Source organism: Photobacterium arenosum (genome assembly GCF_014841115.1).
GTDB lineage: Bacteria > Pseudomonadota > Gammaproteobacteria > Enterobacterales > Vibrionaceae > Photobacterium > Photobacterium arenosum.
Genome location: NZ_JACYTP010000006.1, coordinates 125,200 through 150,468, shown reverse-complemented (window position 1 = coordinate 150,468; position 25,269 = coordinate 125,200). Strand labels below are relative to the sequence as shown.

Sequence of the window (25,269 nt, the reverse complement as noted above, 5' to 3'; positions counted from 1 at the left end):
GCATCAGAACGGCCGGGGATGCGGCTCAATAAGACCCGTTGCCAGTGCCAGCAACAACAGGGCAAACAGCAGGACAGAAAACAGCACGCGCCGGCCAAGGTAGTGAGACATAGGTTTGCTTTGCTTGCCTTTCAGCATCACTGGCAAGGCACGGAATAAGTTAAACAAGATAAAGAACAGCAGGCAGACAATCAGGATTTTCAGCAACATGATAGCTCCGTGGTTGGCTGAATCAGGGCGTCAGGGATGAGGCACAGGACGCGATGAGACGGACAGGTTTTATTCTTTTTACTTTGGTGGTCCTGTCGGTGTTGGTCAAGCTGGGAATGTGGCAGATCTCACGGGGACAGGAAAAAGAAACGCTGACAGCAGCGCTGAAGCTCAGGGGAGAGCAGACGTTCTACAGTGTCGCCAGCCTGCCGGATGATCCTTTGTGGTACCGGGTCAGGTTAAGCGGCGAATATGATCACAGCAAAGCGATTTTACTGGATAACCAGCTGGATCGCGGCCGGCCGGGTTATCACCTGTTTTACCCGTTCCGGACGGAAAACGGCGCCTGGGTACTGGTGAATTTAGGCTGGTTGCCTGCACCGCAATACCGGGATGAGCTGCCTGTGTTACCCGAATTTCATGGCCAGGTCATGCTGACGGGCATGATTGCACCCTCAACTCAGCTTCCTGAACTGAGCGAGGCAGGGACAGAAAGTGGCTGGCCAAGGCGGGTACAAAATATCAAGCCAGCAGAACTGGCAGGTGCAACGGGATTGCCCTTGCCTGACTGGGTCATACAGATAGCGGCGGATGACCCACTGGCGCTCAAGCAGAACTGGCAGGCCGTAGTGATGGGGCCGGAAAAGCATTATGCCTATGCTGTGCAGTGGTTTCTGCTGGCGCTGGCCGTCGCCGGACTGGCCTGGTGGTGGCTGAAACGCAGTACGCACTGAGAACGCAGTAGGCACTGAGAAACAGGAGTCAGGGATGAGAAAACACATCAATTTAGTGTTGTTGTTACTGTTGTTTGTGCTGCCTGTGGTGGTGGCCAAGCTGGTGCTGGACAACCACTGGTATCAGGGGGGAGCCATCAATCGGGGGCAACTGCTGGATCAGCCTGTGGTGACTGACTGGCTGGGGATGCGGGGTAAATGGCAGTTGGTGTATCTGCTGCCGGCAGAGTGTGATACCCGCTGTCAGGGCGCCTTGTTTAATTTGCGTCAGGTGCCTCAGGCCATGGGCGCCGAGCAGGAGCGTATTGCCAGCCTGGTGCTGGTCTCAGGTCAGGGGGATACAGGCTTGCCTGCTGCAGAGCATGTGCAGGCCGGCGGCAGTACAGTACTGGCCGCACCGGAGCCTGTCCTTGCTCAGATCCGTGCGTTGGAATTCGGCGCTCAGGCCATTTATATCTCAGATCCACAGGGCAATGTCATGCTGGCTTATCCTCTGGTGGAAGGGCAGACGCAGGTGCTGGCTCAGGGTAAGGACATGCTGAGGGATCTCAAACGTTTACTCAAGGTTTCCAAAATAGGCTGATGTTGCAAACCGCATGCGCTAAGGAGTGGCGATGTTATCAATGGCTTCTTCCCGTTACCGGCAGGCCGACCGGCGCTTTATCTGGCTGGTTGGACTGACTCTCTTATTATCCGTTGCTGTGATAGCCCTGGGGGCGTATACCCGGCTGACAGAAGCCGGGCTTGGCTGCCCGGACTGGCCCGGCTGCTATGGTTTCATGACAGTTCCCAAAACTGACGCGCAGCATGCACTGGCTCAACAGGCTTTTCCGGATCACCCGGTGGAAGTGCATAAAGCCTGGAATGAAATGATCCATCGTTACATGGCCGGTGCGCTCGGGTTGCTGATAGTCGCTTTGAATGTCCTGGCCCGTCGCCGTGGTGACAGACCACGCCGCTTACCTCTGGTGTTGCTGGGGCTGGTGGTGTTTCAGGCGTTGCTGGGTATGTGGACTGTGACCATGTCGCTCAAGCCGGTGATAGTGATGGGTCACCTGCTTGGCGGCTTTACCACAGCCAGCCTGTTACTGGTGCTCTGGTTGCGGATGCTGCTGAGACACAGAAAGCGGCCTGCGACAGCGGTTGCTTCCTCTCCTGCTTTAGTCAGTGTTCGGCGCTTAGCCGTAGCCGGGCTGATAGTGGTGGCAGTGCAGATTGCACTGGGCGGCTGGACGGCAGCCAACTATGCCGCTGTGGTCTGCACTCAGCTGCCTGTCTGCGAAGTGGACTGGGTAAGTAAATTTGATATCAGGGCGTTTGAGCCCTGGCAGCCGGGTTTTCAGACTTATCAGTATGGCGTGCTCAATTTTGATCAGCGGGTGTCTATTCATGCAGCGCACCGTATCGGCGCCATGTTGACCACCCTGGTGATCCTGCTGCTTGTCTGGCGGCTGTGGCATATCGGCTGGCGGCGCTACGCCGTGCTGATACTGGCGCTGCTCTCTGTGCAGATCGCGCTGGGCGTGACGAATGTACTGGCCAGCCTGCCACTGCCAGTGGCTGTGGCGCATAACCTGGGGGGATTAGGTTTACTGCTCAGCGTACTGGCGGCGAACTGGGCGTTGTTTATGGCTCGGGCTGCGGTGAATGTCAGCCGGGCTGCTTCTATACCGCGAGTGAAAACGGTCCGCCATGCACTGATTCAGGTGCAGGCAGGAACACATGGAAGGCAAACGCATTTTGGCCGAATGACACCCAAGTCAGGCTAATTCAGGGAGGTAGGCGACATGGCGAAATCACAGTCACTGGAACAACGCCAGATAGCGTATTCAGGCCGAAGCTGGCAACAGCTGGGGCGCGATTATCTGATGATGACCAAGCCAAAAGTCGTGGCGATGTTACTGCTGACGGCGCTGGTGGGCATGTGTCTGGCAGTCCCGGGGATCCCGCCCGTCAAAGCCGTAGTGCTGGGTTTGCTGGGGATCGGCTTGCAGTCGGCGTCTGCGGCGGCCTTTAATCACGTGCTTGATCGGCAATTAGACGCCAAGATGGCCCGCACTCATCACAGGCCCTTGGCGCGTGGGCGGGTGCCGACTGTCAATGCGGTGATTTTTGCCACTGTGCTGATGATAGTGGGCTTTGCCTTGCTGTGGCAGCTGAATCCGCTGACCGCCTGGCTGACGCTGGCCAGTCTGGTGGGTTACGCACTGGTGTATACCCTGTGGTTAAAGCACGCGACGCCACAGAATATCGTTATCGGTGGTCTGGCCGGCGCCGCGCCGCCATTGCTTGGCTGGGCAGCAGTAACCGGCCAGTTTGATCCTCATGCGCTGTTGCTGGTGATGCTGGTGTTCGCCTGGACACCACCGCATTTCTGGGCGCTGGCGATACATCGCCGCGATGATTATGCCAAAGCCGATATTCCTATGCTGCCGGTGACGCACGGGATTGCCTTCACCAAGACCATGGTACTGCTCTATACCCTGATTCTGACGCTGATCGGTCTGTTGCCCTGGCTGACAGGCATGAGTGGTGCGCTGTATCTGGCGGGCAGTCTGGTGCTGAATCTGGGCTTTGTCGGGTACGCGGTTAAGCTCAAGTTTGCCGATGAACCTGGCCATGCCTGGGCCACGTTCAAGTTCTCTATCTGGCACCTGCTGGGACTGTTTGTAGTGTTACTGGCTGACCACTGGCTGGGAATACTGCTGGCCTAATACAGGCAGATTTATGCTAACAGCTGGCAGTCATGGGTCCTGCTGTTACACTGTGCGGCTTAAGCGTGTGAATCATAAGGTTGGAACTGTGCTGGCCGCATTAAAAGATATCTCCCTCCACCGCCAGGTCTTTGCCCTGGCGCTTCCTATGGTGCTGTCCAACATCACTGTCCCTTTGCTGGGGCTGGTGGATGCGGCTGTGATCGGCCATCTTGAGCATGCCTGGTATCTGGGTGGCGTGGCTGTCGGCGGCACCATGATCAGCGTGACCTTCTGGTTGCTCGGTTTTTTGCGTATGGCAACAACAGGGCTGTGCGCGCAGGCGTACGGCGCAAGTAACAAGTCTTCGCAGGCGACTGTACTACTGCAGGGGATAGCCCTGGCCTGGGGGCTGGCGGCGCTTCTTATCCTCAGCCATGGCCTGATAGCGGATGCGGTATTTTCCGTCAGCGACGCCAGCGATGCTGTAAAAACCTATGCGGATCAGTATTACTCGATTCGTATCTGGGGGGCGCCGGCGGCCCTGGCCAATTTTGTCATCATGGGCTGGCTGCTGGGCAGTCAGAATGCCCGGCTGCCCATGTGGCTGCTGATCATCACCAACAGCATTAATATCTTGCTCGATATCCTGTTTGTACTGGGGCTGGGCTGGCAGGTGGCCGGCGCGGCCGCCGCCTCAGTGATCGCGGAATACAGCGGCATGGTACTGGGGCTGTATTTTGTTGCCTGTCAGTGGAAAACCCTGAATTTGCCGCCCTGGCGTAGCCAGCTCAATAAAGTCGGACAAGGAATAGTCCGCTTATTACGCCTGAACCGGGATATCTTCCTGCGCAGCTTGTGCCTGCAGCTGGCTTTCAGTTTCATGACGTTTCAGGGGGCCAGCCTGGGGGATAACGTGGTGGCGGCCAATGCGGTGCTGATGAGTTTCCTGATGCTGGTGTCTTACGGTATGGACGGCTTTGCCTATGCCATGGAAGCTATGGTGGGCAAAGCCATAGGCGCCAGAAACCGCGAAGCCCTGAGCAGGACGCTGATCAGCACCACTTTGTGGAGTGTGGTGATTGCTTTGCTGATGACGCTGGCCTTCACGCTGTTCGGGGATGCGATTATTGCCCTGATCTCGGATATCCCAGCGGTGCAGCGCGAAGCAAGTCGTTATTTGCCCTGGCTGGCTGCCGTGCCTCTGGTGGCAATGTGGTGCTTTCTGCTGGATGGTATTTTTATCGGCGCGACCCGAGGCAAAGAAATGCGCAACAGCATGTTTATCGCGACCTGTAGTTTCTTCCTGATATGGCAGTTGTTTAGCCAGTTTGGCAACCATGCGTTGTGGGCGGCGATGTTAGGTTTTCTGGCCATGCGAGGGCTGTTGCTAGCGGCTATTTTTGCGTATCAATGGCAAAAAAATATTTTTCTTGAAGAGGCCTGTTCTAACAAATAGTTATCATATTTTATGCTGTTCAATAAACCTGCACGGGCCAATAACCCTGTCCTTTCTTATTGATAGTGTTTAAAATATGACCTGTTTTGGAGTTGAGCAGGTTGAAAATGAAACAAAAAATCGGTGTTTTTTTATTGCTTTTTATGGGTTTACTGTGGTGTTTTAATGCTAGTGCAGTGGCTCCGGGAGCCAAAGTTCGAGTGACGGCAACGGCGTATAATTCCGTGCCAGCCCAGACCGACAGCAGCCCGTCAATTGCTGCCTGGGGAGACAGACTAAAGCCGGGAATGAAGGCAATCGCAGTATCTCGAGACCTTTTGAAAATGGGCCTCAAACACGGCTCTAAAGTAAAAATCTCAGGCCTGCCTGGTGAGTATGTGGTGCTGGATAAGATGCATCACCGCTGGTCAAAGAAAATCGATATCTACATGGGCCGTGATGTCCGGGCTGCTAAAAACTGGGGCCGACGCGCTGTGACTATCACCGTTTTAAAAGCCTGATATCGTACAATACCTAGCCGAATAATCGCACGAAAGCCTGATTATCCTGATAGGCATTAAGCACAGACAAGAATGAAAAAAGCCGCGAAAGCGGCTTTTTTTATGTGATTTACCCGGTGCGCGAGAGTAGGGATGAGATCCCGCGCGGGCATAAATCAGTAGTAAGAATGATCACCGCGGGCGTGTTCAGTCACGTCGCGAACACCTTTCAGCTCGCCTTCAAACTCGGCCAGCAGCTGCTTTTCAATCCCTTCTTTGAGGGTCACATCCACCATTGAGCAGCCGTTACAGCCGCCGCCGAACTGCAGAATAGCAACGCCATCTTCAGTGATTTCAGACAGGGACACATGGCCGCCGTGACCGGCAAGCTGAGGGTTGACCTGGGTCTGAATCATATAATCCACGCGCTCCATCAGTGGCGCATCGTCTGACACTTTACGTACTTTGGCATTGGGTGCTTTCAGTGTCAGCTGTGAACCCATTTTGTCGGTGACAAAATCAATCTCAGCGTCGGCCAGAAAGGGCAGGCTCAGCTCATCAACATAAGCCGAGAACATACCGAGCTTAATTTCGGTGTCACTGGCTTCTACGGCTTCCGGCGGGCAATAAGACACGCCGCACTCAGCATTTGGGGTACCCGGATTGACCACGAAGACACGGATGTTAGTGCCTTCCGGCTGCTGGGCCAGCAGCTTAACGAAATGCTGCTGTGCATTTTCTGAAATAGTAATCATAGACACGACGTAATACCTGACTTAGTAAGCGTTAAACCTATTCTACTCTTTGGCGGAAGAACTCGCACCCCTGAATCTTGTGTGGTTTTTTTGAACAGTCAAAATGAACCGTCACCGATCAGCGATAATGCGGTGTAAAGGCCAGGCAGTAGACATCGATCCGGGCGACGTGCTGCTTCCTGAGCAGCTGAGACAACACGGAAACGGTACTGCCTGTGGTCACCACATCGTCGACGATAGCCACGTGCTCCGGCCACACTCTTTTGTTAAGTATAAATGCCTGCTTGAGATTCTGCAGGCGGGCTTTTCTCGACAGCTGATGCTGCGGGCGGGCCGATTGGGTCCGGCGCAGTGCCTGGTGATCGGTATCGCCACCTGTGATCTCCGCCAGTGCATCAGCCAGCAGCGCACTTTGATTGAATCCGCGGATCAGCCGGCGCCAGGGATGCAGCGGTACAGGCAGCAGCAGCGGGGCAGGTTCTGTCATCTGCTCGGCTAACAAACCGGCCAGTGGCTGGCTGAGCCAGAATTTACCCTGAAATTTGTATTGCTGAACCAGCCGGTTGAGCGGAAAGCCATATTCTCCGAGGCGCACCAGCCGATCCCAGGGCGGCGGCTGACGCAGGCAGTGGCCGCAATGGCTGACGGGCTCCAGTGTGGTGGCTCCGCAGCGCTGGCAATAAGGCGGCCGAGGCAGGCTGGCCAGGCAATGCTGACACCAGTAGTGATCACCGTCACGCAGCGGTAAACGGCACAAGGCGCATCGCTGGTTTGGCCAACGAAAGATTGATCTTACAGCCACAGGGGATAACATCCTTGCCATCCGGTTTGAAGTGAAGGAAGTGTACATGACGGCATCTGTCTACTGGCAAGCATTTGGTCAGGACCTGGCTCAGGGTTCCGATCTGGTTCTCATTCATGGCTGGGGCATGAATGGCGCTGTCTGGCAGCATCTGGTGCCGCAGCTGGAAGAACAATACCGGGTGCATGTTGTTGACATGCCGGGCTATGGTTACAGTGCCGGTGTCAAGGCGCAGTCTGTTGAAGCGATGGCGGACGCCTTACTGGCTAGCGCGCCGGCACGAGCGGTCTGGCTGGGCTGGTCGCTGGGCGGACTGATCGCCAAGCAGGCGGCGCTGCAGGCGCCTGAGCGGGTCAGCAAGCTGATCACTGTGGCCAGTTCACCGCGTTTTGCCGCGATGGATAGCTGGCGCGGCATCAGGCCTCAGGTACTGAGTGATTTCCAGCAACAGCTCAGTGACGATTTCAGCCTGACGGTTGAGCGCTTCATGGCGCTGCAGGCGATGGGCAGTCCGAGTGCACGGCAGGACATCCGGTTACTCAAGCAGGCCGTGCTGTCGCGTCCCCAGCCGTCACCGGACGCGCTGGCTGCCGGTCTGGACATGCTGGCGGAGGTGGATTTGCGCCAGCAGCTGGGACAGATCCAACAGCCCTGGTTGCGTCTCTATGGCCGGCTTGACGGGCTGGTGCCGGTCAAAGTTGCCAGTGATATGGACAAGCTGGCACCGCAGTCAGAGAAAGTGGTTTTTCCGCAAGCCTCCCATGCGCCCTTTATTTCCCACCCGCAGGACTTTCTGCAGTCATTACAGGTGTTTATTGAAGGTAATGCCTCGGCAGCCCTGGCGACAGAATCCACAGAAATATTAAAGTAAAACCTTGAGTGGCCGATAATCAAAGTGTAGCGGCAGAGGTTTCTGCCATTTTTGCAGTTATTCATGAGGCGCACTACAGCCGTTGCTCGGGTGCGTCAGCGTAGAGCCTGTGGCTCACTGTAGGAGTCGCCTGAAGATGATAGTGTCGCCCCTGAATGCCGGTATACCGACACTGGCGCCATCGGTAAATCCGATGACGGAGCAGGCTGCGCGCGATAACAAGATCCGTGAAAAAGTGCGCCCGGCCAGTGCCAGTCTCCCCTCTGGCAGCGAGCCTTCGCTCAAAGGCGATGACAAACAAATGCGGCGGCCAGGCTGGGATCCCAGTGAACATCCGGATTACGCTTCGCTGGATGCCGCCCAGCAAAAAAGCTACGGCTATCAGCAGGAATTTGAACAACTGGTGCTGGCACTGTCGGCAGACAGTTATATGAAAGATGTCAGCGAGCTGGGTTACAGCATGCACATCCGCTTGCCAAGGGCGCTGCTTGAAGAGCTGGCCCAGATCAGCAAAATGGAACGTATCCGCAGCGTGATTCGCTACAAGTATGCCCAGGCCACAGTGCCGAATCCGCCCACCGAAATGCTGAAAATTGTCTGATTGATTATTTTTATAAGTGAAAGACAAAAAAGGCGGGTCAAACCCACCTTTATTGTTTTATGGCTGAGGATTACTTCTTGGCTTTGGCAAACGCCGCGGCAAAGGCACCGCCCATGGCGTTGTTGTCCGGCTGACTGTCACGCTGCTGACGAGGCGCCCGGCGTGTTTGCTCGCCCTGACGCTGGCCGCCCTGCGGTTTGTGGCTGGCTTCCTGGCCCGGCTCGTCGCTCAGGCGCATCGACAGGGCAATACGTTTGCGCTGCAAGTCCACTTCCATCACTTTGACTTTCACCACATCGCCGGCTTTGACCACTTCGCGCGGATCGGAGATGAATTTGTCCGACAGCGCCGAAATGTGGACCAGACCGTCCTGATGAACACCGATATCGACAAAGGCGCCGAAGTTGGTCACATTGGTGATCACCCCTTCCAATACCATGCCCGGCACCAGATCTTTCACTTCGTGAATGCCTTCGGCAAAGGTGGCGGTTTTGAACTCAGGGCGCGGGTCGCGGCCTGGCTTGTCCAGCTCGCGAATGATGTCGGTGACGGTCGGCAGGCCGACTTCGTCCGTGGTGTAGTCGGCTGCTTTCAGACCGCGCAGGAACTCACTGTTTCCGATCAGGGCATCGAGCGGCTTGCCGTTTTTCGCTGCGATGGCTTTGACCACATCATAGGATTCCGGGTGGACGGCGGAAGCATCCAGCGGGTTCTTACCGTTCATGATCCGCAGGAAACCGGCGCACTGCTCAAAGGCTTTGGGGCCCAGACGCGACACTTTCTTCAGTGTGGTGCGGGCATCAAAGCGGCCGTGCTCGTCACGGTAAGCCACGATATTGCTGGCAATCGCCGGCGACAGACCGGCCACGCGGGTCAGCAGGGCTGGTGAGGCGGTGTTGACATCGACACCCACGGCGTTAACACAGTCTTCCACCACCGCGTCCAGACGCTTAGCCAGATTGCTCTGGCTGACATCGTGCTGATACTGGCCGACACCGATGGATTTGGGATCGATTTTCACCAGCTCGGCCAGCGGATCCTGCAGGCGACGTCCGATGGAAACCGCGCCGCGCAGCGACACATCCAGGTTCGGGAACTCGTTGGCGGCCAGCTCAGAGGCCGAGTACACCGAGGCCCCGGCTTCGCTGACCATCACGCTCTGAATCTTCAGGTTGTTGTCTTTCAGCAGCTTTGCCACGAAACTGTCGGTTTCACGTGAAGCAGTGCCGTTACCGATCGCAATCAGATCAACGTTATGTTTTTTCAGCAGTGCCAGCACAGTGGCGGCGGACTGGGCCACCTGTTTCTGTGGCTGGTGCGGATAAATGGTAGCGGTATCGACCAGCTTACCTGTGCTGTCGACGACGGCCACTTTACAGCCGGTACGCAGGCCCGGATCGAGCGCCAGTGTCATGCGCGGGCCGGCAGGGGCGGCCATCAGCAGATCGTTCAGATTGTCGGCAAACACCTGCATCGCGCCGTCTTCAGCTTTCTCGCGCAGTGCCGCCATCAGTTCGGTTTCCATGTGCATCAGAATCTTGATGCGCCATGCCCAGCTGATCACCTGCTTACGCCAGCTATCCGCCGGTTTTGCGCCCAGGTTCACACCATAGTGATCGGCAATAATGACTTCACAGTAAGAGCCGCGCACGCCTTCTTCCTGATTCGGATCAGCGTTGAGCGCCAGTTGCAGCACCCCTTCGTTACGGCCGCGGAACATCGCCAGCGCACGGTGTGACGGCACCTGGGTCAGTTTCTCGTTGTGCTCGAAGTAGTCTTTGAACTTGGCGCCTTCCTGCTCTTTACCCTCTACCACGCGGGCGGTCAGCTCGGCATTGCCCTGCAGGTGGCGGCGGATTTTATCCAGCAGCGCCGCGTCTTCGGCAAAGCGCTCCATTAAAATAGCGCGGGCACCGTCCAGGGCCGCTTTGCTATCGGCGACACCTTTGTCGGCAGACACATAGCTGGCAGCAGCGATGTCCGGATCGTTGTCCGGTTGTGACCACAGCAGATCGGCCAGCGGCTCCAGACCGGCTTCAATCGCAATCTGGCCCTTGGTGCGGCGCTTGGGTTTATAAGGCAGGTACAGATCTTCGAGCCGGGTTTTGCTGTCGGCTGATAAGATTTCAGCTTTCAGCTCAGGCGTCAACTTGTCCTGCTCGGTAATGGATTTGAGGATCACCTGACGGCGGTCTTCCAGCTCACGCAGGTAGCCCAGGCGGGACTCCAGATTACGCAGCTGGGTATCGTCCAGCCCGTCGGTCACTTCTTTACGGTAACGGGCAATAAAGGGGACGGTGTTACCGTCATCGAGTAGCGCCACGGCTGCGGCAACCTGCTGCGTTTTGACATTCAGTTCAGACGCAATCAGGTGATGGATACTCGTGGTCATAGAATTCCTTTGGATACAGTTTGTCTCAGGCCGACCATCTAACCACAATTCCGCCTGGCCGTCAGCGTTCTTGCACCGGCAAAATGTCAGGAGTTTGCCAGCCGTGCGGACAGGTGTGATCTTGGTGCCGTCCGGAGCATGCGAACAACTCGCCGTCAGGCCTTACAACATCGTATAATCAAGCCATTACCAGTAAGCAGAGACAGACGCAATGAGAACCCCTTTGATCACCCGGGAAGGGTATAACCGGCTCAAGCAGGAGCTGGATTTTCTGTGGCAGGAAGAGCGGCCGGAAGTCACCAAGAAAGTTACCTGGGCGGCCAGTCTGGGTGATCGCTCGGAGAATGCTGATTATCAGTACAACAAAAAGCGTCTGCGTGAAATTGACCGCCGGGTGCGTTACCTGCGCAAAACGTTAGAGAAAGTGAAAATTGTCGATTATTCCCCGGTGCAGGAAGGCAAGGTGTTTTTCGGTGCCTGGGTCGAGGTGGAAAACGAAGCCGGTGACAGCAAAAAATTCCGCATTGTCGGCTATGACGAAATTTTCGGCCGCAGGGATTACATTTCTATCGATTCGCCGATGGCGCGGGCGCTACTGAAAAAAGAAGTGGATGATGAAGTGGTAGTACGCACGCCAGAAGGTGATAAAGTCTGGTTCATCAATACGATAACTTACGTAACAGACTAATATCTAAAGGCATGCCGGGGGTGGGGACACACTCGGTAACAATTTCACGGTGATCATTTGCTCACTGTTTCAGTCAGAACAGGCAGCGGTCGCGTAAAATAGCACCTCGGCGACATCCAGAGTTCGAAGCATAAGGTGGAACGATGCAAGACAATTTCAAGATTTTAGTGGTTGATGACGACATGCGCCTGCGCGCCTTGCTGGAGCGTTACCTGTCTGAGCAGGGATTCCAGGTGCGTAGTGTAGCCAATGGCGAGCAAATGGACCGCCTGCTGGCCCGTGAGAATTTCCACCTGATGGTATTGGATCTGATGTTGCCGGGTGAAGATGGCCTGTCTATCTGCCGTCGTCTGCGCAATGCCAACAACATGCTGCCTATTCTGATGCTGACGGCCAAGGGCGACGAAGTCGACCGGATTGTCGGTCTGGAAGTCGGTGCCGACGATTACCTGCCCAAGCCGTTTAATCCGCGCGAGTTGCTGGCCCGTATCCGTGCAGTACTGCGTCGTCAGACGGTCGAAGCACCTGGCGCGCCGAGTGTGGAAGGTAAGATCATCACCTTTGGTGAGTTTCGCCTCAATCTGGGTACCCGGGAAATGTTCCGCGGGGAGGAAGCCATGCCGCTGACCTCCGGTGAATTTGCGGTGCTCAAAGCCTTAGTGACCAACGCCCGCGAGCCGATGTCGCGCGATAAGCTGATGAACATGGCCCGCGGCCGCGAATACTCGGCGATGGAGCGTTCAATTGACGTGCAGATCTCGCGTCTTCGCCGCATGATTGAAGAAGATCCGAGCCGTCCACGTTATATTCAGACCGTCTGGGGGCTGGGTTACGTGTTTGTCCCAGACGGCAGCGAGGCCTAAACCATGCCGATGCGCCTGTCGCCGCGCTCGACCTTTACCCGCACTCTGATCCTGCTGGCTGGCTTGCTGATAGCCAGCCAGATTTTTTCCTATCTGGCGGTGCTGAATTATGCACTGTTACCGAGTCTGCAGCAGTTCAACCGCATCATGGCTTATGAAGTCAAACTGATGCTCAAAGAAGACGTGGAACTGGCCGATGGCCACAAGTTTCATCTCGATACCCCGCTGCGCCGGCAACTGCTGGAGCAGTTGGGGGTCACGCTTCATGCCGATGACAGTCCAGAATCGGCTGAATTCAGGGAAGCGACCCGCATTGATTACCTCAGTGAGGAAATGACCCGAGAGCTGAACACACCGACGGAAGTGCGCCTGGTGCTGGGGACAGACAGCTATGTGCTGTGGCTCGACTGCGACGCCATGCCGGGTTACCTGATGCGGGTGCCACTGTCCGAATTGCAGGAAGAAGATTTTGCGCCGCTGTTTGGTTACAGCCTGTTTATTGCTGTGATGGTGATCGCCGGGGGCTGGATGTTTATCCGGATCCAGAATCGTCCTCTGGTGGCGCTGGAGCAGGCGGCTTTAGAGGTGGCAAAAGGTGGATCTCCGCCACATCTGGATGTGCAGGGAGCCTCGGAGATCCGGGCGGTCACCAAAGCCTTTAATCGTATGGGTGATGGTATTAAACAGCTCGAAGACGACAGGGCATTGCTGCTGGCCGGTGTCAGCCATGATTTGCGCACCCCGCTGACCCGTATCCGCCTGGCGACCGAAATGATGTCGCCCGAAGATGCCTATCTGGCTGAAAGCATGATTAAAGACACCGAGGAGTGTAATGCCATCATCAGTCAGTTTATGGAGTACCTGAAATCCACCCAATTGCTGGAGCAGGAACTACTCGAACTGAATATTCTGCTTGAAGATGTGGCAGAAGCAGAAGGGGGCATTGAGCGCGGGATTGAACAGTCGCTGGGGACCATTAACGGCAAAGTGTATGCCAACGGGGTGGCCATTAAGCGGCTGATCAGCAACCTGCTGGTGAATGCGCTTCGCTACGGCCACGGTTGGGTGCGGGTCACCAGCGGCATGACGGCCGATCGCCAGATGGCCTGGTTCTGTGTTGAGGATGATGGTCCGGGTATTGAACCGGATCAGGTGGCCAGAATGATGCAGCCGCTGACCCGCGGCGACAGTGCCCGGGGCAGTGACGCGGAAGGCACCGGACTGGGACTGGCTATCGTCAAGCGTATTGTGGATCAGCATCAGGGCGACATTCAGTTCAGTAACCGCAGTGCCGGTGGCTTGAAAGTGCAGATCAGCCTGCCGGTGCGGACAGTCAAACACAATGGCAAGCGGAGTGTGAAGTCTTAAGTTCTTTTCCTAGTCCCCTCCTGACCTCCCCCTTGAAAAGGGGGAGGGATAGCATTGTACGAATAGCCGAAAAGAATCAGCCTTTCTTCTCTTCCGGCAGGATCAGGTTCAGCAAAATCGCCGTCAGGCCACCAGCCGCCATGCCGGAGGACAGAATGCTCTTCACAATATCCGGCATGAACTGCAGAATTTCCGGTTTTTGTGCAATGCCCAGCCCCATAGAGAAAGACAGTGCCATGATCAGAATGGCGCGGCGGTCCAGCTCACAGCGGGAGATAATCCGCACCCCAGAAGCGGCGATGGTGCCGAACATCACAATAGTGGCGCCGCCCAGCACAGGTTCCGGGATCAGCTGTACCAGGTTGGCAACAGCCGGGAACAGGCCGAGCAGTACCAGCATACCTGCGACAAAATAGCCGATGTAGCGGCTGGCAACGCCGGTCAGCTGGATAATGCCGTTGTTCTGGCTGAAGGTGGAGTTCGGGAAGCTGTTCAGCACTGCAGCCAGTGCCGAGTTGATGCCGTCAGCCAGCACGCCGCCTTTGATGCGCTTCATGTAGACAGGACCACTGACGGGCTGTTCAGAGGTTTCCGAGGTAGCCGTGATATCGCCAATGGCTTCCAGTGAAGTAATGGCGAAGACGATTACCAGCGGGATCAGCAAAGACCAGTCAAATCCGAGGCCGTATTGCATCGGTGCGGGGACTGCAATCAGGCTGGTTTCCGCGAGCTGGCTGCTGTCTATCATGCCCATTCCCCAGGCTGTGAGAGTGCCAGCCGCCATGGCAATCACAATCGACGAGACACGCAGATACGGGTTTTTCATCCGGTTCAGCAGCACGATCAGCCCCAGCACTATGCCGGCCAGCAGGAGCTTGTCCAGGCTGCCAAAGCTACCGTTTTCAATGGCGGCATAGCCGCCGCCGATGGAGGTCAGGCCGATCTGAATCAGCGTCAGACCAATCAGGGTGACTACAATGCCGGACACCAATGGCGTGATGATGCGGCGTGTGTGCTGCAAAATACGCGAAATAGCGACTTCAGTGAGAGAAGCCGCAAGGATAGTACCGAAAATCGCCGCCATCATGGTGGGCACGTCGGCCCCGCCGGCTTTCATCGCCAGCCCGGCCCCTATGATTGGGCCAAGAAAGTTGAAGCTGGTGCCCTGAATCGACAGCAGACCGGAGCCGACCGGGCCTATGGTGCGGATTTGAATGAAGGAGGCGACCCCGGAAGCCAGCAGCGACATACTGACTATGGTATTGGTATCGCTGGCGGGCAGGCCCAGTGCCTGACAGATAATCAGCGACGGCGTAATCACGGCCACGAACATCGCCAGCAAATGCTGCACAGCCGCAAACAGGGTTTGTGGCAAAGGCGGTCTGTCATCGAGTCGGTAGATCAAATCGGATGAACGCGGTGGCGTTATTTCTTGGTGCTGGCCAGTCATGATGCTTCCTTATGTGCGTCGACAGGACGGCTTCAGATTGAGAGGGAGACAGACGCTGAAGCCGACCATGACCCTTGGGTCAAAAGTGGCCACTATTCTAATGAGGTTGTTATTTTTAGCAAACGTTTGCGTAATTAAATTGACGGCAAAATAGCGACTAAAAGCAGAAAATGACCGCACTTTTTCGCTACCAGCAAAGAAAAGGCTGGCGATCAGGCGTTAGAGTAATTTTCTTTCTGGCCCAGCCAGCGCTCAATGATGGCTTTGGCGTTGGCCGGATATTGCTCGTGCAGGTAACGCGCCAGCTTTTGCACCTGGGGAATAAGGTGCTGGTCGCGCACCAGATCGGCGACTTTGAAATCGGCAATCCCGGTTTGTTTGGTGCCCAGCAGCTCACCCGGACCGCGAATTTCTAAATCACGCTGGGCAATGACGAAGCCGTCGCTGCTTTCGCGCAGTACCGCCAGCCGCTGCTGGGCGGTTTTGGACAGCGGCGCATGGTAGAGCAGCACGCAGTGGCTGGCCACATTGCCCCGGCCCACCCGGCCGCGCAGCTGGTGGAGCTGGGCCAGCCCCAGTCGCTCCGGGTTTTCGATGATCATCAGGCTGGCGTTGGGCACATCGACACCGACCTCGATCACAGTAGTGGCGACCAGCAGGTGCAGCTCTCCGGTTTTGAAGCGCTGCATGATGTCTTGTTTCTCAGTGGCTTTCATCCGGCCATGTATCAGCCCGATTTTCAGCTCTGGCAGTTGTGCCGTCAGCTCGGTGGCCGTATCAGAAGCCGCCTGGGCTTCCAGTACTTCAGACTCATCAATCAGGGTACAAACCCAGTAAGCCTGGCGGCCTTCATTGAGGCAGGCCGCGCGGATGCGCGCTATGATGTCGGCACGACGTGTGTCTGAAACGGCAACGGTCTGGATTGGGGTTCGTCCGGGCGGCAGCTCGTCAATCACCGAGGTTTCCAGATCGGCATAGGCGGTCATCGCCAGTGTCCTCGGAATCGGCGTGGCCGTCATGATTAACTGGTGCGGGTACCGGCCTTCGTTGGCCCCTTTCTCCCTTAATTCCAGCCGTTGGTGAACACCGAACCTGTGCTGTTCATCGATGATCACCAAAGCAAGGTTGTTGAACACGACCTGCTGCTGAAATAATGCGTGCGTGCCGACCACCATTTTGGCCTCGCCGCTTTCAATGCGGGCCAGCTCGGTGTCCCGTGCTTTGCCTTTGAGTTTGCCGGCCAGCCAGCCCACCTGAATGCCGAGCGGTTCCAGCCACTGGGCAAAGTTGAGGGCATGCTGTTCGGCCAGTAATTCGGTTGGTGCCATCAGTGCGACCTGATAACCGTGGTCAATGGCGCGGACGGCCGCCAAAGCGGCGACCAGTGTTTTACCTGAACCGACATCGCCCTGCACCAGACGCATCATAGGGATGGCTCTGGCCAGGTCTGTTTCGATATCGGCCACTACACGTTGCTGCGCGCCGGTCGGGCTGAAGGGCAGGCCGGCCAGTAACTGCTTTTTGAGTGAGGTACTGGGCGGCAAGGGCCAGGCCTGGTGCTGCTGACTTTTCTGGCGAACCGCCAGCATAGAGAGGTTCTGTGCCAGCAATTCTTCCAGGATCAGTCTTTGCTGCGCCGGGTGCTGACCTTTTTCCAGCTGATCCAGCGACACATTCGGCGTGGGCCTGTGCATCAGGTGCAGGGCATCGGCCAGGGTCATTTGCCTGTCGTACAAGCCTTCGGGCAGTAATTCGCTGACCGCGGCTTTGTCGAGCAGGTTCAGCGCCTGTTCGGTCAGGCTGCGCAAGGTTAACTGACGCAAGCCGTCTGTGGTGGGGTAGACAGGGGTGAGGGTGTCTTCAACTGCCAGTGTGGTCGGTTCAGAAAACACGCTGTAATCTGGATGGATCACTTCCAGCCCGTGCTGGCCGCGGCGGATCTCGCCGTAGGCTTTGACCTGTTTTCCCTCGGACAGGGCGTTTTTCATCGCGGCGTTGAAATTGAAAAAGCGCAGGGTGACAGAGCCGGTTGTGTCGCTGATCTTGACCGTCAGCATCCGACGCTTGCCAAAACTGATGGCGTTATGCAGCACTTCGCCTTGCACCGTCAGGTGCTGTCCGGGCTGCACGGCGGCAATCGGCCAGATCCGGGTGCGGTCTTCATAACGCAGCGGCAGGTGAAACAGCAGATCCTGTACGGTGTGAAGGCCGATTTTGCTCAGTTTCTCCGCCATTTTGGCGCCGACGCCTGACAATTCTGTCAGGGCGATGGTGTCTAGCATCTGTCCGCTCATGCCTGCTTACTCTGTGCTCTGTCCGTTCAGGGTTATTTGTTGCGCCGGGGCTTATCCCTGGCTTGTATCGCCTGCCACCAGGCGTCATCTGCCACTATCTGACCGGCGTCATCCAGCGGCGGATAAGGCAGCTGTTTACGTTTGGCGACTTTCGCCAGTACAGGGTGTCCGCGTTCAAACAAGATGCGGTGCACTGTGTCTGCCGGCAGCGGCGTGGTTTCTCTGTCATACATACCGGCTAGCTGGCGCTGGCGCTGTGCTTCATAAAGGATCAGCGCACTGGCTACCGAGACATTGAGTGACTGTACCATACCCACCATAGGAATGATGATATCCTGATCAGCCAGTGACAGCGCTTCGGCAGTGATCCCGTTTTTTTCGCCGCCCAGGATAATAGCTGTGGGTTTGGTGTAATCAATCTCGCGAAAATCCACCGCACGATCAGACAGATGGGTAGCCAGTACCTGCATGCCTTGCTGTTTCAGCTGGCCGATGGCCTCTGGCATGCTGGTGTGGGTTTCCAGCTCGACCCAGTTGCGCGCGCCGGCGGACGTGTGGGCAAGCACCCGCATTTTTTCCGGCCACACCGCGTGGACCTTGTGCACGCCTACGGCGTCGGCGGTACGGATAATGGCGGAGACGTTATTGGGTTTGTGCACTTCTTCCAGGCACAGGGTTAAATCTGGCTGGCGGGTAGCCAGCACTGACTGGATCCTCTGGTAACGTTCTGGCGTCATGATTCTTGTCTTGTTTCAGTTCTGGCTGAACGGCTTATAATTCAGCACTCGGGAAAGCACAAACGCCCGGGACGGGCGTTTGAGTAGTCAGTGCAGCTGAGCGCGGCACCTTAGTTCTTCTGCCGGGCAACCCGGACAACGTTCGGCATCACCCGGATCCGGCGCATGATGTTGGCCAGATGGACACGGCCTTTGGTCGTCAGGCGCACCGTTATGGTATACAGACGGCCGTCTTTCTCTTCCGTCGACAATCCCTGGATGTTGGACCCGGTATTGGCGATGGTGTTGGTGAGATCGGCCAGTGCCCCCTGGTGGTTCTGCATATCCACTTTGAGGTTGGTGACAAACTCCTGCTCGAAGTCACGGCTCCATTCAACCGGCATGTATTTGTCCGATTCTTTCTGGTAGCCGCGGATATTGGCGCATTCTTCGCGGTGAATGACCAGTCCTTTACCCGGACTGACATAGGCCATGATCGGGTCACCGTGAATAGGATGACAGCAGTTGGCGAAGGTCAGCAAAATGCCGTCAGCACCCCGGATAGGCATGCGGCGTTTGTCATCCGCCTGGGTTTCTTCATCCAGCGTGCCCAGCAGGCGGCGGGCAACCACCACACTCATCAGCTCGCCCAGGCCAATGGCCGCCAGCAGCGAATCGACGTCCTTCAGACGCAGATCTTTGAGCACTTTGTCCAGTGTTACCGGTTCAATCTGATCTATGTTCAGCTCGCCCAGGGCATGATTGAGCAGACGTCGGCCCAGAGTGATCGACTCGGTACGGCGCATGGTTTTCAGTACCTGGCGGATCTTGGTGCGGGCCCGCGAGGTTACCACATAGTTGAGCCAGGCGGCGTTCGGACGGGCACCCGGCGCGCTGATGATATCCACCGTCTGGCCGTTTTTCAGCGGCTTGCTCAGCGGATAAGGCTGGCGATCAATCTTGGCGCCGACGCAGGTGTTGCCGACATCGGTATGAACGGCATAGGCGAAGTCGACCGCGGTCGCGCCGACCGGCAGTTCGACAATCCGGCCTTTAGGTGTGAAAACGTAAATCTCATCCGGGAACAGATCGGATTTCACGTTCTCAATGAATTCAAACGAGTTACCGGCGCTTTGCTGCAGCTCGATCAGGCTTTGCATCCAGCGCTGGGCCTTGACCTGTGCTGTTGTGCCTGAGCTTTCACCGTCTTTGTAGGCCCAGTGAGCGGCGACCCCTTTGTCAGCCATCTGATCCATGTCTTCGGTGCGGATCTGCACTTCAACCGGTACACCGTGCGGGCCGACCAGTGAAGTGTGCAATGACTGATAGCCGTTGGCTTTCGGGATGGCGATATAGTCTTTCATCCGGCTCGGACGAGGCTTGTACAGGTTGTGCACCTGACCCAGTACCCGATAGCAGGTATCCAGGTTATCGACCAGCACCCGGAACGCGTAGATATCCATGATGGAATGAAAACGCTGTTCTTTGTTCTTCATCTTGTTGTAGATGGAGTACAGGTTTTTCTCGCGGCCAAGCACCTGGCCGTTGATCCCCGCATCATGAAGGCGGCCTTCAATCTCGGCGTGGATGCGGTTGATCATTTCTTTACGGTTACCGCGGGCGGCAGCCACCACTTCTTTCAGCACCCGGTAGCGGTTCGGATACAAGGCCTCGAAACCCAGCTCTTCGAGCTCGGTCTTGATGTTGTGAATACCCAGACGGTGGGCCAGGGGCGAGAAGATTTCCAGCGTTTCGCGGGCAATGCGGCGACGTTTGTCAGGACGCAGCGCACCCAGGGTTCGCATGTTGTGGGTCCGGTCGGCCAGTTTGATCAGGATAACCCGGATGTCATTGGCCATGGCCATGATCATCTTGCGGAAGTTTTCCGCCTGAGCTTCCTTACGGTCGCGGAACTTAAGCTTGTCCAGCTTGGACACGCCGTCCACCAACTCTGCCACGGTCGAGCCGAAACGACTGTCGAGGTCGTCTTTGGTGACATCGGTATCTTCGATAACGTCGTGGAGCAGGGCTGCCATCAGGGTCTCAAAGTCCAGGCGCATTTCGGCCAGGATTCGAGCAACGGCAATCGGGTGGATGATGTAAGGCTCGCCGCTGGAACGCGTCTGGCCTTCGTGGGCGTCTCTTGCTACCAAATAGGCCTGCCTGAGCGCCTCAATCTGAGTCTCAGGCAGGTATTCAATTACAACTTCTTTCAGGCTATCAAAGAGATACAAATTGCCCGCTTCCTTGAATTAGCGCTGGTTACCTGCAATAGCACTGACCGCCGCCAGTTCTGCGGCTTCCTGCTCTTGCATTTCCTGACGCTCACGTGCATCCAGAATGTCTTTCGTGATCAGGCCTTCTTCGATCTCGCGCAGTGCGATCACTGTGTACTTGTCATTCTCTTCAGGAACCAATGGATCCTTACCGCCAGTCTGCATTTGACGTGCACGGCGAGAAGCAATTTGGATCAGGTCGAAACGGTTGCCGATTTTATCAACAGCATCTTGAACAGTTACACGTGCCATCGAGGACTCCAGTGGGTTTAATAAAAAGACGGAAAATTGTACAAAATTACTTACTGTTGCGCCAGTAGCGCAGTCAACATGCTGCTATATTTAGCAGCTTGCTTGTCTTGCTTCAATCGCTCAGCGCGGATGATCGCTTTAAAATCGATTAATGCGACATCAAAATCGTCATTCACGATCACATAGTCGTACTCTGTGAAATGCGAGATTTCTGAGCGTGCTTCATCCATGCGTCTGGCGATAACGGCTTCGCTGTCCTGACCGCGGGCGTTCAGACGACGCTCCAGCTCATCTTTGGACGGCGGCAGTATAAAAATACTTTTGGCTGCTGGCATCAGCAGGCGGATCTGCTGCGCGCCCTGCCAGTCGATGTCGAGAAACACATCGATGCCTTTGTTCAGCTGCTGTTCGATCCACAGACGTGACGTGCCATAGAAGTTACCGAACACTTCGGCATGTTCCAGAAACGCACCCTGTTCAGCCAGTTCTTTAAATTCTTCCACGCCGATAAAATTGTAATGCACACCATGAACTTCACCCGGACGCATACCGCGTGTGGTGTGGGATACGGAGACTTTCATGTCATAGGTCGGGTTGGTTTCCAGCAGGGCGTTGATCAGGCTGGATTTACCTGCGCCGCTGGGTGCCGAAACTATGTAAAGCGTGCCTTTGCTCATTACCATTGTCACTCAAGTGGAAGAAAGGGCGCGCAGGGTATCACGAACTGCAGCTAAATTGAATCGGCACGTGTAAGTTTCGCTCTCGGGCCAAAAACCGCGTTGTCACCCTGCTCTTATAAAAAATAGCAGCTTGTTGCCGGGTTAGCGGATCGGGGCAGTGAGGCGGGTGAAATTCTCCAGCATATTCTGGAAGCTGTAGTGCTGGCAGGCTTTCTGGTAATTGGCTTCTCCTATCGCTTGCCAGTGCCTGGGTTCAGACAGTATCCGGCGAAACGCGCTGGCGTAGTGAGCGGGCGGCACCACAAAAGGGGTGTTTTCCGCGGCCACTATGGTTTTTACATCGCCGACATCGGTGGCGACGACCGGCAGGGCGGCGGCCATGGCTTCCAGCACAGATAGCGGCATCTGCTCGGTATCGGACGACAGGCAAAAGATGTCGCCCTGTGCCAGAAATCCCCAGACATCATCAATGCGTCCGACCAGCCTGACACTGTTCGTCAGATTAAGGCTATCTATGTAAGCCTCAAGTTCAGTCAGCATAGGGCCATCGCCGCCTATCAGTAAGCGACTGTGGGTGGCTTGGCTGGCAAAGGTGTCGATCAGGCGGTGGAGGTTTTTCTCGGCGCGTAAGCTCGCCAGGGTAATCAGTGTGGTGAGCGCGGAAGGCGCCCCTTTGCTGATTGCCTCCGGCATGGCAATACCATTGGGAAAATAGTGCAGCCGCTGAGCGGGGATCTGCCAGTGCTGGCGGGCAATGGCCATCAGGGTGTGAGATGGCACCACGACCTGAGTCTGACCGCTGAGCGCATGGCGGCGGAACAGATTGCGGCGCCGGTACAGTTGGCTGGCTTCATCCGGGCTGAATCCGTCCTCCCAGTGAATGCCGCGACACAGGTGCAGCAGGCGATTGCAAAACGCCCATTCTATCGCGCCCCAGTTGTAGGTCATCAGAATATCGGACTGATGATGGCTGAGCGTGCGGTGAATGGCGTGCAACCGCTGCGGCAGGCTCATGGCTTTCAGTGTTGGCATCGGCAGGAACTCGGCCTGCACATCGGTTGCCAGCCTGGACATCGCCTGGCTGGCGCCGTCCAGCGAGATAATGGTGTGGCGATATTGGCCGGACAAAGCATTGGCCAGCTGTGCGAAGCGGATCTGCGGGCCGCCAACGGCAAAGGTTGAAAACACATGCAGTATGCGGGTCATTCTGATGCCACCTTGTCAGCTTGCACGGGGAGCGGAACGGGTTTTTCATTACGGGGGGCTTCTGCGGCTGGCATAGTCGCGGGCGGCGTTCTGTGAACCAGAATCGCGTGTTGATAGAAGCAGTCCCAGTCGCTGACTGGCTGCCAGTTCAGCAAACGCTTTTCGACACTGGTATCAAAACGCGCATTCAGGGCGCGGGATCGCAGATCCCGCAGCGCGGGCAGCAGGGTGTTGCGGCCGGACAGGCGTTTGATGGCCCATTTGCCCAGCTCCTGCAGATACAGCCAGAAGGTGAACTGCGGCACATAGCGGTAGGGACGGCCCAGTCCTTTGCTGATCATGGCCACATATTCACGCGCGCTGGGGCGCACATCACCGACCAGATTCAATGACCTGCCGGCAATGCCCGGCACTGTGAGGGCGGAAACCGTGGCGCTGGCGACATCCTTGGCCAGGACAAAAGGCAGGGGATTGTGGCCTAAGTTCCAGCCGATAAAGTACTGGTTGTTATTAAAAAAGCCGACACCTGTGTGATTGACCGGCCCTCCCTGGCCGACCACAATGCCGGGCCGGAGCACGACCAGATCTTGCCCCTTGCTCTCATGCAGCAGCAGGTGATCCGCCATGGCTTTGGCGCGGGCGTAATGTGCCCGCTGATCAGCGGCGGGATCCGGCGGTGTGTCACTGTGAATCATAATCCTGTCGCTGCCGAGATAGAGCGAGGCGATGGAGCCAAGATGTACCAGCCGCGTGATCTGGTGTGTCTGGCAGGCCTGGGCAATATCACGGGCCGAATCGACCATGGCGCGTTTGATCGCCTCCCAGTCACCGCTGGCACCGCCGTGGGCCAGGTTGATGACGTAAGTAGCACGCTGCACCGCTTCATCAAGGGCGGCAGGGTCGCACACATCCCCCTGGATCAGCTGAACGGTCGGCTGGTGATATAAAGCGGGTAAGGCCTGAATATTGCGCGCCATGACACCCACTGAATAGTGCTTGGCCAGCAATTGCTCCACCACATGACGGCCAATAAAGCCGGTGCCGCCAATCACCAGCACATCGAAAGGCTGGAAGTCATCTTCGATTGCGTGATTACCGAGCGGTGTGGTTGCTGTCAGCCGATCTGCGCCCTGGGTTTGGCTGGCCAGATAGTGGCACAGGGCCACCAGATCACAGCCAAATTCCCCATCATGCAGTAAGGGCTGCCCGGTAGAGATAGCCTGATAGAACTGGCTGATACTGGTTTTCATCGACAGCAAAAAAGGGTCCTGCGAAGCTTTGAGACCGGCCGTGGTCAAGGCATAGTTGGTGAACTGCCGTAGCCCTTGCGACAGCAGGCTGCCTGCCTGGGTGCAGGCGGTCACCGCGGTATCGAGCGCAGGCAGAAAACGACTGCGGCTTTGCACTATGGCTTGCTGGCGGACAAAATCCAGCCTCAGACAGCCGTCTTCGCCGGTGATCTGCATTTCCCACACCGGAAAGTCCTGACCCATTGCAAAAGTAAAATGCACCGGGATGTCCAGCTCACCAATGGCATCTAAACGTTGAATAAAAGGCTGGCCATTACTGAGCCGCTGGATCTGGCTTAGCTTACTCAACATCTTATTAGCCATCGACTGTGCTGTCGGGCGTCCGAACAGGCTCATCAGTTGCGACAGCGGATGCACGGCCTGCTCCAGCAGTAAGTTGACGGGCTGGCGGAACATCCAGTGACTGAACTGACCGGCCGTCAGCTGGCGTAATGGCATTTCATAGCGCAGGGAAACCGATTTGACCGGGCCAATATCATTATTGGCCAGATGCTGCTTGGCCCGCTCCATCACAGGGTGAAAGATGAAATTCTGGTTAACGGCCAGGGTGACGTCATGTTGCTGAGCCAGGCTAATCAGCGCCTCGCACTCTTCTTCGGTTTCAGCCAGCGGTTTCTCGACCAGCACATGTTTGCCGTGACTGAGCAGCTGGCTGGCCAGCGCATAATGCAGATTGGGCGGGGTCAGCACATGGGCGGCGGTAAATTCGGTTTCAGCCAGCGCTTGCTCCACAGTGCTGAAGAACAACGGAATGTGATGACGCTCTGCCAGTGCTTGTGCGGCAGAGAGATTGGGATCGACAACAGCACAGAGCCGGATACCGTCCAGCGACCGGAGCGCCGCAGCGTGAACATCCGATATGTAACCCGCACCTATCAGGATGACTTTATTGTCTGTTTTTGCTGTCATGCTTTTGCCCTTCTGCATTATCCCTTGAAAATCAGTGGCTAGCTGCGGCTGTTAATTGAACTTTTATGCTATATTTTCGCCGCTATTGTTAACTATAGTCAGTGCAGGCAGGTACTGAGCGTCGACGTAGTAAAGTCATGCAAAAGTTGAGGTAAGAAGATGAAACAGCGGGGAGAAGCGAGGGAAATATCCCTTGCCTGATCGGGTTTGAGCCGGATCTGCTAACCTGATTATCAGGCTTATTTGTGATTTATTGCCGGG

General features: G+C 56.3%; 23 protein-coding genes. 11 read left to right on the top strand and 12 right to left on the bottom strand.

The window, feature by feature from the left end; translation table 11 throughout:
* Positions 1–3: 3 nt before the first annotated feature.
* Positions 4–210 (bottom strand): DUF2909 family protein, encoded by a 207-nt coding sequence (locus tag IFO68_RS11605; RefSeq protein WP_027250530.1) that lies wholly within the window; start codon positions 208–210, stop codon positions 4–6.
* 53 nt (positions 211–263) lie between these two features.
* Here IFO68_RS11605 and IFO68_RS11600 point away from each other — a divergent pair, with 53 nt between their 5' ends.
* The 6 genes from IFO68_RS11600 to IFO68_RS11575 all read left to right on the top strand — a co-directional run bounded on the left by IFO68_RS11600 (position 264) and on the right by IFO68_RS11575 (position 5,596).
* A complete protein-coding gene (locus IFO68_RS11600; RefSeq protein ID WP_192016020.1) occupies positions 264–944 on the top strand; it encodes an SURF1 family protein in 681 nt (226 codons plus the stop codon).
* A 34-nt stretch (positions 945–978) separates the two neighbouring features.
* Positions 979–1,527 carry a cytochrome oxidase gene (locus IFO68_RS11595; RefSeq protein WP_192016019.1) on the top strand — a complete coding sequence of 183 codons (549 nt, stop codon included), beginning with the start codon at positions 979–981 and terminating at the stop codon, positions 1,525–1,527.
* Positions 1,528–1,558: 31 nt separating this feature from the next.
* Positions 1,559–2,713 carry a COX15/CtaA family protein gene (locus tag IFO68_RS11590; RefSeq protein ID WP_225445189.1) on the top strand — a complete coding sequence of 385 codons (1,155 nt, stop codon included), beginning with the start codon at positions 1,559–1,561 and terminating at the stop codon, positions 2,711–2,713.
* An 18-nt stretch (positions 2,714–2,731) separates the two neighbouring features.
* Positions 2,732–3,658 carry a heme o synthase gene (gene cyoE / locus IFO68_RS11585; protein ID WP_192016018.1) on the top strand — a complete coding sequence of 309 codons (927 nt, stop codon included), beginning with the start codon at positions 2,732–2,734 and terminating at the stop codon, positions 3,656–3,658.
* 88 nt (positions 3,659–3,746) lie between these two features.
* Positions 3,747–5,096, top strand: coding sequence for an MATE family efflux transporter DinF (gene dinF / locus IFO68_RS11580; protein ID WP_192016105.1), 1,350 nt, complete (start codon positions 3,747–3,749; stop codon positions 5,094–5,096).
* 107 nt (positions 5,097–5,203) lie between these two features.
* Positions 5,204–5,596: a 3D domain-containing protein gene (locus tag IFO68_RS11575; protein ID WP_192016017.1), complete on the top strand. Its 393-nt coding sequence runs from the start codon at positions 5,204–5,206 to the stop codon at positions 5,594–5,596.
* Positions 5,597–5,751: 155 nt separating this feature from the next.
* Here IFO68_RS11575 and nfuA read toward each other — a convergent pair whose 3' ends face one another.
* Together nfuA and IFO68_RS11565 are read right to left on the bottom strand one after the other, a co-directional pair.
* Positions 5,752–6,330 carry a Fe-S biogenesis protein NfuA gene (nfuA, locus tag IFO68_RS11570; protein WP_192016104.1) on the bottom strand — a complete coding sequence of 193 codons (579 nt, stop codon included), beginning with the start codon at positions 6,328–6,330 and terminating at the stop codon, positions 5,752–5,754.
* A 118-nt stretch (positions 6,331–6,448) separates the two neighbouring features.
* Positions 6,449–7,132: a ComF family protein gene (locus IFO68_RS11565; RefSeq protein ID WP_336510272.1), complete on the bottom strand. Its 684-nt coding sequence runs from the start codon at positions 7,130–7,132 to the stop codon at positions 6,449–6,451.
* Positions 7,133–7,178: 46 nt separating this feature from the next.
* Between IFO68_RS11565 and bioH the strand changes: the two genes are divergently transcribed.
* Both bioH and IFO68_RS11555 read left to right on the top strand, forming a co-directional pair.
* The gene (gene bioH, locus IFO68_RS11560) at positions 7,179–8,003 is read left to right on the top strand and encodes a pimeloyl-ACP methyl ester esterase BioH (RefSeq protein WP_192016015.1); all 825 of its coding nucleotides are present in this window, start codon (positions 7,179–7,181) and stop codon (positions 8,001–8,003) included.
* Positions 8,004–8,139: 136 nt separating this feature from the next.
* Entirely contained in the window at positions 8,140–8,604 is a 465-nt protein-coding gene (locus tag IFO68_RS11555) for a hypothetical protein (RefSeq protein ID WP_027250538.1), read from the top strand.
* 70 nt (positions 8,605–8,674) lie between these two features.
* On the opposite strand, the gene IFO68_RS11550 is transcribed toward IFO68_RS11555, so the two are convergent.
* Positions 8,675–10,996, bottom strand: a complete 2,322-nt coding sequence (locus IFO68_RS11550) for a Tex family protein (RefSeq protein ID WP_192016014.1) — start codon at positions 10,994–10,996, stop codon at positions 8,675–8,677.
* Positions 10,997–11,207: 211 nt separating this feature from the next.
* Between IFO68_RS11550 and greB the strand changes: the two genes are divergently transcribed.
* The 3 genes from greB to envZ all read left to right on the top strand — a co-directional run bounded on the left by greB (position 11,208) and on the right by envZ (position 13,915).
* Positions 11,208–11,684, top strand: a complete 477-nt coding sequence (gene greB, locus IFO68_RS11545; RefSeq protein ID WP_046220413.1) for a transcription elongation factor GreB — start codon at positions 11,208–11,210, stop codon at positions 11,682–11,684.
* A 143-nt stretch (positions 11,685–11,827) separates the two neighbouring features.
* On the top strand, positions 11,828–12,547 hold the full coding sequence (gene ompR, locus IFO68_RS11540) for an osmolarity response regulator transcription factor OmpR (RefSeq protein ID WP_027250541.1): 720 nt from the start codon (positions 11,828–11,830) through the stop codon (positions 12,545–12,547).
* A 9-nt stretch (positions 12,548–12,556) separates the two neighbouring features.
* The gene (envZ, locus tag IFO68_RS11535) at positions 12,557–13,915 is read left to right on the top strand and encodes a two-component system sensor histidine kinase EnvZ (protein WP_192016103.1); all 1,359 of its coding nucleotides are present in this window, start codon (positions 12,557–12,559) and stop codon (positions 13,913–13,915) included.
* A 76-nt stretch (positions 13,916–13,991) separates the two neighbouring features.
* Here the strand turns inward: envZ and IFO68_RS11530 are convergent, their stop codons facing one another.
* The 8 genes from IFO68_RS11530 to IFO68_RS11495 form a co-directional block, all read right to left on the bottom strand.
* Entirely contained in the window at positions 13,992–15,365 is a 1,374-nt protein-coding gene (locus IFO68_RS11530; RefSeq protein WP_192016013.1) for a uracil-xanthine permease family protein, read from the bottom strand.
* A gap of 212 nt (positions 15,366–15,577) precedes the next feature.
* Entirely contained in the window at positions 15,578–17,659 is a 2,082-nt protein-coding gene (gene recG / locus IFO68_RS11525) for an ATP-dependent DNA helicase RecG (RefSeq protein WP_192016012.1), read from the bottom strand.
* A gap of 32 nt (positions 17,660–17,691) precedes the next feature.
* The gene (trmH, locus tag IFO68_RS11520; protein ID WP_192016011.1) at positions 17,692–18,396 is read right to left on the bottom strand and encodes a tRNA (guanosine(18)-2'-O)-methyltransferase TrmH; all 705 of its coding nucleotides are present in this window, start codon (positions 18,394–18,396) and stop codon (positions 17,692–17,694) included.
* A gap of 110 nt (positions 18,397–18,506) precedes the next feature.
* Positions 18,507–20,609, bottom strand: coding sequence for a bifunctional GTP diphosphokinase/guanosine-3',5'-bis pyrophosphate 3'-pyrophosphohydrolase (gene spoT / locus IFO68_RS11515; protein WP_192016010.1), 2,103 nt, complete (start codon positions 20,607–20,609; stop codon positions 18,507–18,509).
* Positions 20,610–20,627: 18 nt separating this feature from the next.
* Positions 20,628–20,903, bottom strand: a complete 276-nt coding sequence (gene rpoZ / locus IFO68_RS11510; RefSeq protein ID WP_027250547.1) for a DNA-directed RNA polymerase subunit omega — start codon at positions 20,901–20,903, stop codon at positions 20,628–20,630.
* Positions 20,904–20,953: 50 nt separating this feature from the next.
* Entirely contained in the window at positions 20,954–21,580 is a 627-nt protein-coding gene (gene gmk / locus IFO68_RS11505; RefSeq protein ID WP_192016009.1) for a guanylate kinase, read from the bottom strand.
* 144 nt (positions 21,581–21,724) lie between these two features.
* The gene (locus IFO68_RS11500; protein ID WP_192016008.1) at positions 21,725–22,789 is read right to left on the bottom strand and encodes a glycosyltransferase family 4 protein; all 1,065 of its coding nucleotides are present in this window, start codon (positions 22,787–22,789) and stop codon (positions 21,725–21,727) included.
* Positions 22,786–25,008, bottom strand: coding sequence for a Gfo/Idh/MocA family oxidoreductase (locus IFO68_RS11495; protein ID WP_192016007.1), 2,223 nt, complete (start codon positions 25,006–25,008; stop codon positions 22,786–22,788). Before IFO68_RS11495 ends, IFO68_RS11500 begins: the two co-directional genes overlap by 4 nt.
* Positions 25,009–25,269: the final 261 nt, after the last annotated feature.

Bases quoted from the DNA above. Each gene is read 5' to 3' on its own strand.
- bioH (WP_192016015.1), top strand. From the start codon at position 7,179: ATGACGGCATCTGTCTACTGGCAAGCATTTGGTCAGGACCTGGCTCAG.
- rpoZ (WP_027250547.1), bottom strand. From the start codon at position 20,903: ATGGCACGTGTAACTGTTCAAGATGCTGTTGATAAAATCGGCAACCGT.
- IFO68_RS11555 (WP_027250538.1), top strand. From the start codon at position 8,140: ATGATAGTGTCGCCCCTGAATGCCGGTATACCGACACTGGCGCCATCG.
- trmH (WP_192016011.1), bottom strand. From the start codon at position 18,396: ATGACGCCAGAACGTTACCAGAGGATCCAGTCAGTGCTGGCTACCCGC.
- IFO68_RS11595 (WP_192016019.1), top strand. From the start codon at position 979: ATGAGAAAACACATCAATTTAGTGTTGTTGTTACTGTTGTTTGTGCTG.
- IFO68_RS11590 (WP_225445189.1), top strand. From the start codon at position 1,559: ATGTTATCAATGGCTTCTTCCCGTTACCGGCAGGCCGACCGGCGCTTT.
- IFO68_RS11600 (WP_192016020.1), top strand. From the start codon at position 264: ATGAGACGGACAGGTTTTATTCTTTTTACTTTGGTGGTCCTGTCGGTG.
- cyoE (WP_192016018.1), top strand. From the start codon at position 2,732: ATGGCGAAATCACAGTCACTGGAACAACGCCAGATAGCGTATTCAGGC.
- IFO68_RS11495 (WP_192016007.1), bottom strand. From the start codon at position 25,008: ATGACAGCAAAAACAGACAATAAAGTCATCCTGATAGGTGCGGGTTAC.
- IFO68_RS11605 (WP_027250530.1), bottom strand. From the start codon at position 210: ATGTTGCTGAAAATCCTGATTGTCTGCCTGCTGTTCTTTATCTTGTTT.
- gmk (WP_192016009.1), bottom strand. From the start codon at position 21,580: ATGAGCAAAGGCACGCTTTACATAGTTTCGGCACCCAGCGGCGCAGGT.
- IFO68_RS11575 (WP_192016017.1), top strand. From the start codon at position 5,204: ATGAAACAAAAAATCGGTGTTTTTTTATTGCTTTTTATGGGTTTACTG.
- IFO68_RS11500 (WP_192016008.1), bottom strand. From the start codon at position 22,789: ATGACCCGCATACTGCATGTGTTTTCAACCTTTGCCGTTGGCGGCCCG.
- IFO68_RS11550 (WP_192016014.1), bottom strand. From the start codon at position 10,996: ATGACCACGAGTATCCATCACCTGATTGCGTCTGAACTGAATGTCAAA.
- recG (WP_192016012.1), bottom strand. From the start codon at position 17,659: ATGAGCGGACAGATGCTAGACACCATCGCCCTGACAGAATTGTCAGGC.
- nfuA (WP_192016104.1), bottom strand. From the start codon at position 6,330: ATGATTACTATTTCAGAAAATGCACAGCAGCATTTCGTTAAGCTGCTG.
- ompR (WP_027250541.1), top strand. From the start codon at position 11,828: ATGCAAGACAATTTCAAGATTTTAGTGGTTGATGACGACATGCGCCTG.
- greB (WP_046220413.1), top strand. From the start codon at position 11,208: ATGAGAACCCCTTTGATCACCCGGGAAGGGTATAACCGGCTCAAGCAG.
- envZ (WP_192016103.1), top strand. From the start codon at position 12,557: ATGCGCCTGTCGCCGCGCTCGACCTTTACCCGCACTCTGATCCTGCTG.
- IFO68_RS11530 (WP_192016013.1), bottom strand. From the start codon at position 15,365: ATGACTGGCCAGCACCAAGAAATAACGCCACCGCGTTCATCCGATTTG.